The 16,247-nt window shown below is 31.1% G+C and carries 15 protein-coding genes; 14 read left to right on the top strand and 1 reads right to left on the bottom strand.

Annotated elements, in window-relative coordinates:
• The first annotated feature begins 92 nt into the window (after positions 1–92).
• From NQ558_RS10870 to NQ558_RS10825, 10 genes are all read left to right on the top strand, one after another.
• Positions 93–812 (top strand): hypothetical protein, encoded by a 720-nt coding sequence (locus NQ558_RS10870; protein ID WP_005360392.1) that lies wholly within the window; start codon positions 93–95, stop codon positions 810–812.
• 97 nt (positions 813–909) lie between these two features.
• Positions 910–1,353: a protein-tyrosine phosphatase family protein gene (locus NQ558_RS10865; protein ID WP_005360394.1), complete on the top strand. Its 444-nt coding sequence runs from the start codon at positions 910–912 to the stop codon at positions 1,351–1,353.
• A 181-nt stretch (positions 1,354–1,534) separates the two neighbouring features.
• Entirely contained in the window at positions 1,535–2,578 is a 1,044-nt protein-coding gene (locus tag NQ558_RS10860) for a helix-turn-helix transcriptional regulator (RefSeq protein ID WP_005360396.1), read from the top strand.
• Positions 2,579–2,588: 10 nt separating this feature from the next.
• Entirely contained in the window at positions 2,589–3,464 is an 876-nt protein-coding gene (locus NQ558_RS10855) for a hypothetical protein (RefSeq protein WP_040446320.1), read from the top strand.
• Between the two features lie 209 nt (positions 3,465–3,673).
• The gene (locus NQ558_RS10850; RefSeq protein WP_005360399.1) at positions 3,674–4,708 is read left to right on the top strand and encodes a PcfJ domain-containing protein; all 1,035 of its coding nucleotides are present in this window, start codon (positions 3,674–3,676) and stop codon (positions 4,706–4,708) included.
• A gap of 94 nt (positions 4,709–4,802) precedes the next feature.
• Positions 4,803–8,075 (top strand): helicase-related protein, encoded by a 3,273-nt coding sequence (locus tag NQ558_RS10845; RefSeq protein WP_005360401.1) that lies wholly within the window; start codon positions 4,803–4,805, stop codon positions 8,073–8,075.
• A complete protein-coding gene (locus tag NQ558_RS10840) occupies positions 8,065–9,195 on the top strand; it encodes an ATP-binding protein (protein ID WP_005360402.1) in 1,131 nt (376 codons plus the stop codon). Before NQ558_RS10845 ends, NQ558_RS10840 begins: the two co-directional genes overlap by 11 nt.
• Positions 9,179–10,414, top strand: a complete 1,236-nt coding sequence (locus NQ558_RS10835; protein WP_005360404.1) for a vWA domain-containing protein — start codon at positions 9,179–9,181, stop codon at positions 10,412–10,414. The genes NQ558_RS10840 and NQ558_RS10835 overlap by 17 nt, the downstream gene beginning before the upstream one ends.
• Positions 10,415–10,443: 29 nt before the next feature.
• Positions 10,444–12,405, top strand: coding sequence for a DUF262 domain-containing protein (locus tag NQ558_RS10830; protein ID WP_040446322.1), 1,962 nt, complete (start codon positions 10,444–10,446; stop codon positions 12,403–12,405).
• 126 nt (positions 12,406–12,531) lie between these two features.
• The gene (locus NQ558_RS10825; protein ID WP_005360410.1) at positions 12,532–13,518 is read left to right on the top strand and encodes a reverse transcriptase family protein; all 987 of its coding nucleotides are present in this window, start codon (positions 12,532–12,534) and stop codon (positions 13,516–13,518) included.
• Positions 13,519–13,635: 117 nt separating this feature from the next.
• On the opposite strand, the gene NQ558_RS10820 is transcribed toward NQ558_RS10825, so the two are convergent.
• Positions 13,636–13,884, bottom strand: coding sequence for an integrase core domain-containing protein (locus NQ558_RS10820; protein ID WP_198006731.1), 249 nt, complete (start codon positions 13,882–13,884; stop codon positions 13,636–13,638).
• A gap of 151 nt (positions 13,885–14,035) precedes the next feature.
• On the opposite strand from NQ558_RS10820, the gene NQ558_RS10815 reads away from it, so the two are divergent.
• From NQ558_RS10815 to NQ558_RS10800, 4 genes are read left to right on the top strand one after another with little or no spacing between them, the layout of a single operon-like run.
• Positions 14,036–14,347: a hypothetical protein gene (locus NQ558_RS10815; RefSeq protein ID WP_040446324.1), complete on the top strand. Its 312-nt coding sequence runs from the start codon at positions 14,036–14,038 to the stop codon at positions 14,345–14,347.
• Between the two features lie 2 nt (positions 14,348–14,349).
• The gene (locus NQ558_RS10810; RefSeq protein ID WP_005360412.1) at positions 14,350–14,931 is read left to right on the top strand and encodes a glycosyl-4,4'-diaponeurosporenoate acyltransferase CrtO family protein; all 582 of its coding nucleotides are present in this window, start codon (positions 14,350–14,352) and stop codon (positions 14,929–14,931) included.
• The gene (locus NQ558_RS10805) at positions 14,897–15,280 is read left to right on the top strand and encodes a DUF4186 domain-containing protein (RefSeq protein WP_341271124.1); all 384 of its coding nucleotides are present in this window, start codon (positions 14,897–14,899) and stop codon (positions 15,278–15,280) included. The genes NQ558_RS10810 and NQ558_RS10805 overlap by 35 nt, the downstream gene beginning before the upstream one ends.
• 32 nt (positions 15,281–15,312) lie before the next feature.
• A complete protein-coding gene (locus NQ558_RS10800; RefSeq protein WP_040446326.1) occupies positions 15,313–16,230 on the top strand; it encodes an alpha/beta hydrolase in 918 nt (305 codons plus the stop codon).
• The last annotated feature ends 17 nt before the right edge of the window (positions 16,231–16,247 follow it).

Genomic DNA, 16,247 nt, shown 5'->3' with positions numbered 1-16,247 from the left:
CCATGCAATAGTTTATCATATAGATATGTTGAATTTGGCCAAACAAATTAATTGAAATAACAGTCGTATAACAAGAGAAAGCTGGTGGTTGTATGAAACTTTCGGTAACAGGGGATATTCACGGAGATGTTTTTCTTTTATTTGGAATGACAGAAAGTATGAGTGATGAGGAAATGTTATTTGTTGCGGGAGATTTTGGAATGTTTTGGTATGATACAAAGATTTGTCAGGAGAAAATGCTAATAATAAATGACATTCTTGAAAACAAAAATTCTTATATTGTTTTCGTTGATGGAAATCATGACAACCACAGATTTCTAAATAGTCAGGAAGTAAGCGATTTCTATGGAGCAAAAAGTCATAAGCTTATGACAAGGATTATCCATATAATGCGAGGAGAGATTTTAAGAATCGATGACATTAAGATTTTTTGCTTTGGAGGAGCTTATAGTGTGGACAGATTTTGGCGCGTAAAGAATGAAACATATTTTGAAGAGGAGCTACCTAATCAGGAAGAATATGATAATGGAATAATGAATTTAAAAAGAAACAATATGAAAGTAGATTATATTCTTACTCATACGTGTCCTAGAAGTCTTGTGGAAAAGCTGGGAGCAAGACATAATGTGGCAGAAGAGGAAAAATTGCAAAACTTTATTCAATGGGTAATAGATAATGTTGAATACAAGATGCATTATTTTGGACATTGGCATAAGGATAAGAAAATAAATGAAGAAGAAATTGTTATATTTAATTATGTTCGGGATATGGTGTCAGGAGAGGTTACCAAAAAATTTTCCAGATTATGCTAGATAAGAAATGACGTAAATTAAAAATTAATTTTTGTAATTAACATTTTTGAATGATTTGAAAGTTAGTTGTTGTTAAGTTTAGTGAAAGGTTGAAAATATGAATGTGAAAATTTATTCCAAGAAGGCAATAGAAGAGTTATTAAACAAGGCAGATAGATTGGAAAATACAGCAGTTATTAGTTTTTATGATCCACCAAATGTTGGAAGTGGAAGAGCAAAGCCTGTGGATTATAAAGGCAAAACAGATATGCTTTTTCAGGTGGCTGTTAATGACATTGATATAGAAGTTCTTTCGGAGTACGGTTTTACCTTTGAAAGCTTTTTTACTGAAGCAGAGGAATTGGCTGAATTTATAAAGGAGGCTCATAGCAAGAATATGGATATTATATGCCAATGTGAGTATGGACAAAGCAGAAGTGCGGCATGTGCAGCAGCTATTTTGGAATTTTACGAAAAGAATGGAATAAGTATATTTGCAGATTACAGATACTATCCTAATCAGGTAATATTTAACAAGATATATGATGCATTGATAAAATAAGGGGTGAAATTGTGTTCATATTACACGAACAAGATAATTAAAACAGGAAAGAAGATGGGACAAAAAAGTACCATCACTTGTAATATAATAATTACATTATAAGGGAAAAGTGTTATAATTAAATTGGTTATAAACATCTAAAGAATTATTGAAAATATGTTTAATCCAGAGGTGATAATTTATGAACTATACCATTCCGCCAAAAAAGATGATTATTATAAACATCTTGGATATTCTCAAACGTTATACGGATGAGAACCATAGGTTAAGTCAGAAACAGATAGCTGACATATTAAAAAAAGAATATAATGTTAAGGTTGAACGAAAAACAATTAAGAGAAATATAATGAATCTTATTGATTTTGGCTATGAGATAGAATATACAGAGACGGTTCGTTTTATAAAAAATAAAAGTGGCATAAAAGAAGAAAGTTCTACTTTGTCAGATTTTTATTTGAAAAGAGATTTTACGGATAGTGAGTTAAGACTTTTGATTGACAGTTTACTTTTTAACAGATATTTGCCAGCTCGTCAGTGCAAAGATATGATTACTAAGATAGAGGGGCTTTCAAATGAGTTCTTTAAATCACGTGTTAAACATATACAGAATTTGCCGGACAATATGCCACGAAACAATCAGATATTTTTTACATTGGATGTTTTGGATGAAGCAATTAGCAAGAACAAAAAAGTTTCATTTACCTACAATGAATATGGAACGGACAAGAAACTTCATCCCCGAAGAAATGAACCGTACATAATTAACCCTTATCAGATGGTCGCAGTTAATGATAAATATTATTTAATCTGCAATGTTGATAAATACGACAACGTGGCACATTTTAGAGTTGACAGAATAACAGACATAAAAATGTTAAAAGAAAAAGTAAAACCACAGAAGCAGGTTAAGGGATTAGAGAATGGAATCGACCTTCCAAAACACGTTACAGAGCATATTTATATGTTTAGTGGTGAAAGCATTCGAGTAAAATTTAAAGCGAAGAAATATATATTAAGTGAAATCTTTGATTGGTTTGGAAAGGACATACAGTTTCTAGAGAAAACGGAAGATGAAGTGGTGTGTTCTGTATATGTAAATGAGCAATCAATGAGAAAGTGGGCAATGCAATATGCACTTCACGTAAAAGTATTAAGCCCACAGACATTAGTTGAGTCAGTTAGGAACGATTTGAAAGCAGCAATGATGAACTATGAAGAAAGTTAGGAGAAAAATGATGAAAATGGATAAATATATGAGTTGCGTTGATTTCTTGCTATATAGTACTTTCAGAATATCTATTCGAGAAGGAGCTATGTCAGAAGATGAAATTATTGACAAGTTAATTGAAAGTGCGTATCAGGATGCAACAAGACAGGGGGCGTTTTACGCACTTATTAAGAAAGAGTATGAAAATAATCTAAAAGAAAAGGCGAACGATGCGAGAGATGAAGCAAAGAAAGAGTTAAAAAATAAAATTATTAAATTTAATACATATGATGAATTTAATAATTGGTATAATGATTTATGCGAAGAAATAATAGGAAAATTTAAAAAGTTTAATGAAGAATTTAGAGATAGTAAGAAAAAATTTGAAGAGTGTAATAAAGAATTTAAAGAAATTAGCGAAAATAATGAACCACTTTTTAGCTATGGAAATGCTCAAAAATGGGTAAATATGACTATCAAAAATATTTATGTAGTTGGTGCGTTATGCGAAATAATGAACATACAGCATAGATTTTGTGAAATAAGCAAAAAATTTATATCTAAAGATATTGAAAAGCAATTGCACATTCCAATAGACAATTACATTTTGGAATCAATATGGAATGAAGAAAATAAAAAAATGTGGGAAGAGATAGAAGAAGAACAAAAGGAAACTCAATCAGATAAAAGTTCGCTTGTGAAAGAGATATATTGCAAAAATAACAAAAACAAGATGAAAAAATATAGTGCTGATGTAGTTAAACCTTGGAGCAAATGGACGAAAGATGACTATACTCTTTTTAAAAAGAAGTTTGATGAAAATATAAAAATACCGGAAAATCAATCTCCACTAGAATGGGAAAATGAGCATTGGATTAATATTGCATTACAAAAGAGAAAATAATTCAGGAGTTGGAGTGCAATTCTAAAATAGTAAAAAATATTATCGTCTTTCAGAAAGAATTAGTAAATAAAATGACAGAAATTAGGAAAGCCATGGGGTAATTTTATACCATGGCTTTATTTATACTATTTATAGAGCGCAAATATGAAAATAAATGTAAAGTTAGCATGATAAGAAGCTGAAAAATTTTTATTGAAAGAGGAAAAAGTATGTTGCATTTAAATACGGAAAAAAATGAATGGAAACCACCACAGGTTAGTGAACAGATAATAAAAGGATGTATTGAAGAAATGAGGAAAAATACACCAAAGGAAATATTGTACAAAGCAGGGTTAGATGAATTAGCAAATAATATATATCTTATGGATGAAATTAATTTATTGTCGGACACACCGTCAGATTTATACGATGGAATCAACATAGAAATTCTTAATAATTTAAATTGTAAAAAAGGAGCATTATTACTTTCAAGTAAAAATAACAGAATAGCAATAAAACAAATAAACAAACATGGTAGTAAGATTTTTCAGAAAAAGTTAAATGATGCACAATGTCAGTTTATTGCGTATCTGATAAATACATATTTTATCTGTGAAGATATTGAAAATATATTTTTTTCATTTAGTGAAAAATTAAGTCAATTATGGAATGAAGAACAGGTAGATATTCTTATAAATCAAAAAGATACAAAAGACAAAATGGAATTTGTCATAATATGTGCAAAAATTGAAAAAACAGATGTCATATATAAGAAATATTTAAAAAGAGCACTTATAGGCTACTGCAGACCAGAATTGAAATTAGAAAGAGCAAAAGAGTTAAATAAGATTCTTTTTGAAGACAAAGAAAAGATAAATAAAAAAATAGAACAATCAAATAAAATGCGTGGAAATAAATGGTATGAAGAATGTAATGGAATTACAATTGAATATCCAAAAACAGTAGATGAGTTATGCAAGAACAATGTTTATATGGATGATGAACCAACACTGTATTTGAACAATATAATCGACTGCAAAAGGACAATTTTGTTTATGAGAAAAAGCGACAATATAGAACAGCCATATATAACTATTGTAGTATGCAATCGTGAAAATAGATACGTGCTATTTGAAGCATATGGTAAGAATAATAGAAAATGTACAGAACAAGAGATGAAATTAATAAATGATTATTGTGACAGACACGGAATACTTAGAAATAATTATTTGCAAATGGAATATAATTTTGGAGAAATAAGATAAAGTTCCTTAAATAAAAAATAGAGTATAAAAAGGATGAGATAAAAATATCCCATGGCTTTTCTTATACTATTTACACAAGAGAGGAACAAAAACAATGGAAGAAGGAAAGAATATAAAAGATGTAACACATATGGATTTGCCGATTGATTGGGAGAATATTTTTGATTCCAGTCCTGCAACAGTTGGAGTTCATGCTGATAGTATTTCAGATGGACTTATACTTAGTCTTTCTAATTTGGGTCATGTTGATATTGAATACATTGCAGCTATTACAGGAGAAAGATATAAGACGGTTATTGAAACTTTAAAAGGTTCGATATATCAGAATCCTAGAACCTGGGAAGAGTGTTTTTACAAGGGATGGGAGACGGCAGAAGAGTATTTGTCAGGTAATTTATATGACAAATATGCTGTGGCTGTAGAGAATAATAGGAAATACAAGGGATATTTTAACGATAATATTGAAGCAATAGAGAAAGTGTTTCCTGAATATATTGATTTCGAAGAGATTTACATAACACTGGGTTCTCCATGGATTCCTACAGAGATAATTGATTCTTTTATTAGCCAAATGTATCGCCTTAAAGCAACACAGGAATTAACAGTGCATAATGAACAACTTGGCGTTTGGGAAATTGTTGATAAGTCTTTTTTGAGTTGGGCTACTTATATAGAAGGTCCATATGGTACGGAGAAGGTTAATAGCATACAAATATTAGAAAATACGTTGAATATGAAACCGGTTGCAGTTTATAAAACAATTCCAAGTACAACAACCAGTTCAGGAAAGAAGAGGGTAATTGATGAGCAGGCAACAATAGAAGCACAGGAAAAACAAAATCAAATGATTGCATATTTTAAAAAGTGGGTGTGGAAAAGCGATAAAAGAAAAAATCTGCTTGAACAAATTTATAATCAAAAATATGGAAGTAACAGAAAAAGAAATTTTGATGGTTCATTTTTGACTTTTCCCAATATGTCCTCTGAAATTCAACTTTATCCTTATCAGAAGGATGCAGTGGCAAGAATGATATTCACACCGAATACATTATTAGCCCATGATGTTGGCTCAGGTAAAACATATGCAATGATTGCAGCAGGAATGGAAATGAAACGTATGGGAATTTCTAATAAAAATATGTATGTTGTTCCCAATAATATAGTTGGTCAATGGAAAGATATTTTTGAACAAATGTATCCTAATGCAAAACTTTTAACAATTGAGCCCAAGACTTTCAAACCAATTAACAGGAAACAGGTAATGGAAGAGATTAGAGATGAGGATTACGATGGAATAATTATTGCTTACAGTTGTTTTGAACGTATTAAATTATCAGTAGATTATAGGATAGAAAGATTAAAAACAAAAAAAGCAGAATTGGAGAATGAAAAAAATAACAATTTACAATATCCTAGGAAAATTGACAGAGAGATTAAAAAGATAAAAGAAGAACTTGGAAAACTAACAGTAGCACAGGAAGTTGATTATGATGGAGTATATTTTGAAGATATGGGAGTAACAAAATTATTTGTTGATGAAGCTCACAATTTTAAGAATGTTCCTTTTGATACTAAGATTGGTAATGTAATGGGGCTTAATCCTAAAGGATCAAAGAAGTGTGAAGAAATGTTTCATAAAGTTCAATGTGTTCAAAAAAACGGTGGAGGTGTAATTTTAGCAACAGGAACACCAATAACTAATTCTATTACAGATGCTTATATTATGCAGAGATATTTGCAGAATGGAGAGTTAGGATTACTTGATTTGCAACATTTTGATGGTTGGATTGGAATGTTTGCTGAAAAAAATACAGAGTTTGAAATTGATGTGGATACAAGTTCTTATAGAATTACAACCAGATTTTCAAGATTTCATAATTTGCCGGAGTTAACTACCTTGCTTGCGTCAATTGCAGATTTTCATCAGGTAGATGGTGCAGAAAACATTCCTAAACATAATGGCTACAAAGATGCACTAATATCTAAAAGTTATGATTTAAAGAAATATTTAGAAGAAATTAGCAAAAGAGCAGAGGCAGTCAGAATGGGGGCGGTTTTAAGGACAGTTGACAATATGCTAAAGATTACAACAGATGGAAGAAAAGCTGCATTGGATATGAGATTAGTTGACTCGTCACTATCAGTAGGATGTCAAAGTAAGGTCGGAAGATGTGTAGAGAATGTAGCCAATATTTATTTTAGAACAATGAAAGATAGATTAACACAGGTTATATTTTGCGATTATTCAACTCCAAAGAAAGGTTTTAATATTTATGATGACATAAAAGTCAGACTTAAAAATTTGGGAATACCTGAAAATGAAATTGCTTTTGCGCATAGTGCTAATACAGAAAAGAAGCGAAAACAACTATTTGATGATGTTCGAAAAGGTAAAATCAGAGTAATTCTAGGCTCTACCTTTAAGATAGGGATGGGAGTAAATATTCAGGATAGACTGATTGCCCTTCACCATATAGATGTGCCATGGCGCCCGGCAGATATGGTTCAAAGAGAAGGTCGTATTTTGCGACAGGGCAATATTAATCAAGAGGTTGAAATTTATCGTTATATTACAGAAGGCAGTTTTGATGCTTATTCTTGGCAGTTGTTGGAAACAAAGCAAAGATTTATTTCTGAACTATTAGCAGGATCTTTGGTTGAAAGAAGTGGAAGTGATATTGAAGATTCAGTTCTTGATTATGCTGAAGTAAAAGCTTTGGCAGTGGGAAATCCATTAGTTAAGGACAGAGTTGAGGCGTACAATGAACTGACCAAATACAAAATTCTTCAAAGAAAATATGTTGAGGCAAGGATTGCATGGGAAAAAGAAGCTATGGAGCTTCCGGGAAAGATTAAACATCAAAAGGACATTATTAGTAAATGTGTAGACGACATAGAATTTGTTAAAAAGTGGAATAAGAAATATCCGAATCCGAAAAACAATGATGAAAAGAAAAAATTGGTAGAGGAAAGAAAGTTTATTAGAACTACGATTCACCAGGCAATTAAGGAGAATGTATTAGAAACAAAAGAGAGAAAATTCATAAAATACAGAGGGTTTGACATAATTCTTCCTACAAATATGAAATCTGAAAAACCATATGTATGGCTGCAAAACAATGGAAGGTATTATGTTGAACTAGGAGATACAGAAGTAGGTAATTTGGTAAGAATTGATAATTACCTAAACAATTTAAATGACCATTTGAAAGAATTGGAAGAATCACTGGAAAAGCAACAAACAAAACTTAGAGACATAAAAACAAACCTTTCAAAAGATGAAAACTTTTATGATCAGATTAATCATTACAGGAAACTGGTAGAAGAGTTAGATGAAAAGTTAGGAGTAAATAATAATGGAAAATAGAGTAAAAGATATAAAACTTGCTAACATCCCACAGATGGATGTTGGTAGAATTACAGAATTATTAGCAGATTCATATAGTGTATTAATTAATAACAAAAAGCCAATTAAGATTATGCCGTCGGTTATGCTGTGGGGACCACCCGGGGTGGGTAAATCTCAGGCTGTAAGACAGATTGCAAAAGAGATAGAAGAAAGAACAGGCAAGAAATCAGTTGTTACAGATGTAAGATTACTGTTATTTAATCCGATTGATTTAAGAGGTATACCAACATCAAATGCTGACAAAACATTAGCAATATGGCTAAAGCCACAGATATTCCAGATGGATTCAAGTGATGATATTGTAAATATTTTATTTTTAGATGAAATATCAGCCGCACCACAATCGGTACAGGCAGCAGCATATCAAATTACTCTTGACAGAGTTGTTGGAGAACATAAACTTCCGGATAATTGCATTGTTATAGCTGCAGGTAACAGGGTGACAGATAAATCAGTTGCATTTAAAATGCCAAAGGCACTTGCAAACAGACTTTTACATATAGAAGTTGAAGACAACTTTGATTCATGGAAAGAGTGGGCAATCAAATCGGGAGTAAATGACAAAGTAATAGGGTTCTTATCTTTTAGAAGAAATTATTTGATGAACTTCGATGCAAAATCAGAAGACCTAGCATTTAGTACACCACGTTCATGGGAGATGGTTAGTAATATTTTAAATAATATTAATGATGATGTGTCAGAAGTATATCCATTAATTACAGGACTTGTAGGGACAGGAGTTGCAGTTGAATTTAGGACGTGGTGCAATGTGTATAATCAGTTACCGGATATGGATGACATATTTAATGGACTTCGACCCAGAGTACCAAAAAGCCCTGATGTCCTGTATGCCTTAACAGCAGCAATGACAAGCTATGCAAAAGAACATAAAGAGGAAATAACAAAAATAGCTAACTCAATAAGATACGCTGAAAAGTTACCACCGGATTTTGGTGTGGTGTTGATGAAAGATTATATGTATATTGAAAAAGATTATAAACGTAAGTTAATGGCAATACCTGACTTTGCCAAGTGGTTATCAGCAAAGGGGAAGATTTTAAATGGAGTTATCAAGTAACAAAATTAAAGAATATACAAAAAGATTGATGCTATCCAAAATGAGAATACTTTGTAACAATGGCTTTTATGGACTTTTACTTATGCATATGAAATATGGTTTGGATGCAGAATGTGGAACAGCATATACAGATGGTAAGGTTATAAGATTTGATCCTAAATTTCTTGATGAGTTAAATGACGATGAACTTGATTTTATTATGATGCATGAGATTCTTCACGTGGCATTGCAACATTGTTTTAGAGGAAGAGAGTTGGAAAAAGAACTATACAATATTGCTTGCGATATAGTAGTAAATTCTAATATTCTTTTGTCAAATAATATGGACACAAGAACAATAACTCTTAGAAGTGATGGTGAAGCAATGCATCTTGCTCCAAATGGAAAAGAAGGATATGAGTACACTGCTGAAGAAGTATATAATATGTTGCAGAAAAATCTGGGGATGAATAACGCAAAGCTTCAAAGTAATGGAAAAACAAAAAATACTACTAATATAATTGACAATCACACAAAATGGCAACAAATAGAAAAGAATGAAGAGCTGGAAGAACTATGGATTAGTAGATTAGATGAAGTGTCAAAAACAATAGAAATAAGAGATTCTATTATAAATAGAGAAACAATGCCGGCTTTCGCTCAACGTAGACTAAAAGAATTAAAAAATGCACAAACAGATTGGCGAGAAATATTAATAGATTTTTTACAGGAGGAGGTTGTGGATTATTCATTTATGCCACCTGATAGAAGGTTTGATGATTGCCCCTTTTTTCTACCGGATTTTAATGATAAAGACATTAAACCTGAAAATATTCTTTTTATGATTGATACATCAGCATCAATGAAGGATGATATGGTAACTGCAGCATATTCAGAGGTTAAGGGCGCAATTGAACAGTTCAACGGAAAATTAATCGGAATGCTTGGATTTTTTGATGCAGTAGTAATTGAACCAGTACCTTTTGAAAATGAAGAAGAATTTGAGATGATAAAGGCAATAGGTGGAGGGGGGACAAACTTTCAAATTATATTTAATTATGTAAAAGAATATATGACAGATAATCTTCCAGTTAGTATAATAATTTTGACAGACGGATATGCACCATTTCCAAAAGAAAGTGAAGCAATGGGGATACCGGTAATTTGGCTACTTAATAATGAAAAGGTAAATCCATCCTGGGGAAAAGTGGCAAGGATTAAGTGCTTAGAAGATAATTAAAACAAGAAGAAAGTTGGAGGAGATGTATTGTGAATAATAAGAAAGATGAAGGTCAAAACGGAAATTATGGTATTGAAAGTAATACAATATTATTAAAAAATATATTGGAAGAAAGTGTATATGTCATTCCGGCATATCAAAGACCATATGAATGGAAATATTCTCAAATTGATAAAGTGTTGGAAGAAATTTTTTCATTAGCTGATAATCAAGCATCAAAAGAAGAATATGCATTTTTAGGTTCTCTTCAATTCAATATAAATGAAAATGAAGAAAAAGAAATAATTGATGGTCAGCAAAGACTTACAACACTCTTTTTGATTATTGAGGCTATTAAGAACACTAACAATTCTGAGCAGGAAAAAATAGTTATAGATGAAAATAAAAAAGAGTTATGTATAGGAAATTGTACTATAAGGTATAAGAACAACATAAAAAGCGATAAATTTCAAGAAAATTATAAATATATATGCTCAAAACTAAATAATAAGAAAATATTTGTAGATGATTTTATAGAAAGAATTATTTTTGTACAAATTATAACTGAAAAAACATCGTTAGAGAGAATGCTTAGAATATTCACAACAATGAATATGGAAGGATTACCACTTCAAAGTGAAGATGTTTTTAAAACAAAATACGCAGATTTATTTAATAAAGATAGTGAAAAAGTTTTAGAGATATTAAATAATAAATATCAGGAAATTTATAATTATAATAATGAATCCAGAAATACAGAATTGTCAGAATATGATTTGGCGGATGTATTTAAGTTTTTCATTATGAGAGAATTAGAGGTGGGCAAAGGTCCAACCGGGATGAAACAAAATGCCATTTCATTTTTTGTTGAAAAAATGGATTCATTAAAAGAAAAAAAGGAGTACATTAGTGTAAATAGAGTTAAAGAAATAGCAGATACAATTTTAGTAACTCAGAAAATAATAGATAATCAAAATGACAAAATATTTGAAAGCGATGATCAATTAATTTGGTTTGCAAGAGAATTTATGTGGGAATCAAGATATGGTCAGCTAAATAATATAGAGTATTTTATTACATATGTTATTTCAAAAGAAAAAGGAAATCCAACAATTGACGAAGTTAAAGAGGCACTGAAAATTACAGAAATTATATGGCAATATTGTTCTATTTGTAGAGCAGGTAAATCGAGAATAGTTAATCAGGTTTTTGAGAAGATAATCGAAGTATTAATGAATAGTGATATCGATAAGGAAAAAATAAAAAAAGAATTAAACGGAGGAAATTTAAATAAGAAAAGCAAAGAGTATCAGGATTATCAATATTATGTAAATGAATATAAGAAGTCAATAACAGAAAAATGCTTTGGAAGTGATTTGAGAAATCTGGAAATAGATTTGAGTTATATGCAAGATTGTCTTTTAAGCAAAGAAAAATGTACGATAGGAGATGTAAAGAAAAACTTATTTTACAGAGGCAATTATAGTAATGTAGGAAAGGATAAAAGATTAGATATTGAACATATTATATCTCATACTTTTATAGAGGATAAAGATGCCGTATTAATTGATTCTATAGGAAATTTAATGTATCTTGAAGCATCTATTAATCGAAATTTAGGAAACAGATTGAAAAATCATTTAAAGGAAGATTTTACTTTTAAAGAAGATATAAATATTCTTAAAATACCTAAGGAAGATGAGATGGAAGAAAGAACTTCATATGATTCTTATAGGAAATCAAAGCTGAAATGTGTTGAAAAAGTAATTGAAGATTACGAGAATAATTCAAGAGAATGGGATCTGGATATGTGTAAAAAAAGAGCAAAAGAAAAGATTCTTTTTGTAGGTGAAATATATAAGAATAATGGATTCGATTTAGGGTTAGACAATTTGTTAAATTACAATCAACAGACAAAAATTCATATGCAGTGCATTAGTGCATTTCAATTTTATATTGAAGTCAATAGGGAGTCGCTATTGATAGTTATTAATACAGTTTGTATTCGATAAAATCGAATACACCATAGAATCTTTGCTCGATGTAGGTGGAGCACATTACATGTGCTAGACTACATCTGCGCCAGTTTCTAAATTCTCAATGTTTTGCATTGCATATGTGAAAGGAGTAGATGTTGAATGGTATATTATAAAGATTTATCAACACTTGAAAAGGACATACGTATTCCACGCAAGGTATTATACAAGTTTAGTAGAAATATTTTTTCAAACTATAAAACTGTAGAAATTATGAAAAATAATGGAGAAATCAGAACATTACATGTTCCGAAAGACAATCTTAAATCAATACAAAGAAAAATTAGATTTTATATTTTAAGAAAAATGCCTACATCAATTTATGCAACAGCCTATATTAGAGGTGAGGGAATAGTGAATAATGCTAAAGTACACGTTGGAGCTGAGAACATACTAAAACTTGATATCAGACATTTTTTTGATAATATTACGTATCCAATGGTGAAAGAAAAAGTTTTCAAACCAGACATTTTTTCAGAACCCATTAGAATACTATTAAGCATTTTATGTGTGTATGAACATAGTATTCCCCAGGGAGCACCGACATCACCTGATATATCTAACATAATTATGAGAGATTTTGATAAAGAAATAGGAGATTGGTGCAAGGAACGCAACATTAATTATACGCGTTACTGTGATGATATGACTTTTTCAGGAAAATTCGATAAAGAACCTGTAATTGAAAAAGTAGAATCAGAACTTAGAAAGATGGGGTTCTATATAAACAACAGAAAGACAACATATTTACATTCAGGACAGTCAAAGAATGTTACAGGAATTATTGTAAATGAAAAACTTTCAGCACCAAGAAAATATAAGAAAGAAATAAGACAGGAAATATATTATTGTAAAAAATATGGAATAGAGAACCATATGAAACATTCAGTATTAAAAAAGAAAAGCAGGCAATTATCAGATGCATTAAAAGGACAAATTGACATTGATATTGATGTGGAAATATCAACAGAACAGTATATTAACTCTTTAATGGGAAGGATTAACTATGTATTATCGGTAGAAGATAATGAAGAAATGAGAGAATACAAGGAATGGCTGTATGGATGTGGCAATACTCAAAAGTTTTAAAAAGCAATATTTCTTTGCACCGATTATATTTTTCTATATGAGACATTGTAATTATGAAAAACTAAAACTGGTGCTATGTCAAGATTTAGCACAAAATAAAATGAGAAGTTCTGTCAGCTAAGCAACCGGCAGAGATTTAACCCTCTCATACATTTTTTCAAATTCATCAGGTGACATGTAATCACAGTGACTATGAATTCTGACAGTGTTATAAAAGGTTTCGATGTATTCAAAAATCAGGTTGTATGCGTGTCTGTAATTCTTAATGTTAAAACGGTTAAGCCATTTCCTTTTTATGAGTGAATGGAAGGATTCAATACAGGCATTGTCATAAGGATAACCTTTATGTGAATAACTGCGTTGCATGTTTTTGGTGGCTTCACGCCATGCCTGTGAAACATACTGAGCAGTGAAAAGTGTAAAGTTGAATGCAAATTATTAGAAAAAATCATTGTAAATTATTCAATGAACCAATAGACTAGAGTATATAAGTATGAAAGGTGCGAGGTAATAAGAAGTGAAAAGAATATTAATAGATAACAAGCAAGAAGATTTAAAACAAATAGCATATTCTATTCCGTGGAAAAGTGATACAGTTTGTTTACAACAAATTTGCATTTGTAATTCTCATGTGGAATCTATTCAGCCAATTGCAAATTTAATTAAAAATAAAAAAGAAAAACATGCTAACAGCAAAGAGTTTAAGGAAAAATTGGAATGTGATATTGAAGGAATTTATATTGAAACAGATAGATGCAGTGTAAATGAAGAAGAATTAGATTTTTCGGGAATGTATATAGGAGAAATTAAAATAAGAAAGACGAAATAGTTATGCCTAAAATAATTCATAGAACAACGTTGACAATTGCAACATTAACAATACTAACAGTTGCATTATATAATGCGACTTCAATTGATATAATCCTAACTTTTGCAATTATATTAGGGACAACTTCATATCATTTTATTATGAGATTGCTTGTAGGTTTGATTTTTAATCTGACAATGAGGAACAGAACGGATTATACGAAGAGTTGGTATCAGGTCAGCAATTTTGAAAATAGAATATATAAGAAATTAAATGTGAAGAAATGGAAGAACAGAATGCCTACATATGATGCAAGTTTGTTTGACGTTAAAGTCCATAGTTTGCAGGAAATTGTACAGGCTATGTGTCAGGCAGAGTTAGTACATGAAATGATTGTAGTGCTAAGTTTTGTACCAATTGTTGCAGGAGTTTGGTTTGGTGCATATCCTGTTTTTGTTATTACGTCGGCTTTGGCTGCAATGTTAGATTTGATGTTTGTAATGGTTCAGAGATATAATAGACAGAGGGTTATTAAATTGATGAAATACAAAGAAGAAAAAAGCAGAAAAGATGGCAGAGAAGATGACAAAGGAAGAGTGGTATAATCAATTGTTTCTGGGACTTGGAAGGTCAAAGTTTCGTAGCAGTTTTCATTTGAAACAGAAGGATATTGATTATATAAATGAAAAAGGTTTGGATACTATAAGAGAACATGCCAGAGAGTTTATTGCAAAAAGAGAAGCACCAGCGGTCATTCCAAACGACGGAAAACAAACACCAATGAAAGGGCATCCTGTTTTTGTGGCACAGCACGCAACGGCAACGTGTTGTAGGGAGTGTATTAGAAAATGGCATAAAATACAACCGGGAAGAGAGCTAAGTCAGATACAACAGGAATATTTGGTGGATGTGATAATGACGTGGATTGAGAAGGAAATGTCGGAACGGAAATAGACAGTTTTTGATAAGAAATGGAGATGTTATTTATGGAGGTAAAAGAGTGGTCATATGAAGAATATCCATCTTTTGATGAGCCAATAGATGGAGTGGAAAGAATCCCAACTACAGGAGACGAAAAGGGGGCATACATTTTTTCTAATGTTGAATATGCACACGTAGATGGAATAACATTGCATTTGCAAATTATTGTTCCCAGAACAAGAAATACAACAGATAGTGATGAAACATATCCTTGTATAGTTTATGTTCAGGGTTCAGCATGGTTGAAGCAGAATATTAATTCCAAACTTGGTGTTCTTTCAAGATTGGCTGAGAAAGGTTATGTAATAGCTGTTGTCGAGTATCGTCATTCAGGCATTGCAACTTTTCCGGCACAGGCGATAGATACAAGAAATGCCATAAGATTTATGAAAATTCATGCCGATGAATACAAAGCAGATACAACAAAAATGTTTGTTGCAGGTGATTCTTCAGGAGGACATTCAGCATTTTTTTCACAGCTTGTTAAGGAAGATTCTAATGAAAATATTTATCCTGAAGTAGATGCCAATGTTAAAGGAATTATTTCAATGTATGGTGCATTAAGCATAATGTTTGAAGATAGTATGCCTAGCACATTGAATCATCATCAGCCGGATAGTCCGGAAGGAATGGAAATGGGCGGTGTTGATTTGCGTAATAATCCTGATTTGTGTAGAAAAATGTCAGTTGAGTGTAATATAAATGAGGACACACCATTGCCTCCAATACTTATGTTCCATGGAACAAAGGATCGCACAGTCAACCCTAAAATTAGCGTCGTTGTATACAAGCTATTAAAGAAATACAATAAAAATGTGAAGTTATATATGCTTGAAGGTGCGGACCACGGCGGAAGTGAGTTTTTTACAGAAAGAATTTTGGATATTATTGAGGAGTTTATACAGTCAAATATATCTGATTAAGAACTTACAAATTTTGC

Origin of the sequence: Eubacterium ventriosum (assembly GCF_025150745.1) — a bacterium.
Classification (GTDB): domain Bacteria; phylum Bacillota; class Clostridia; order Lachnospirales; family Lachnospiraceae; genus Eubacterium_G; species Eubacterium_G ventriosum.
Note: the sequence above shows the minus strand (reverse complement) of the source record. Positions and strands in the feature narration are given on the sequence as shown.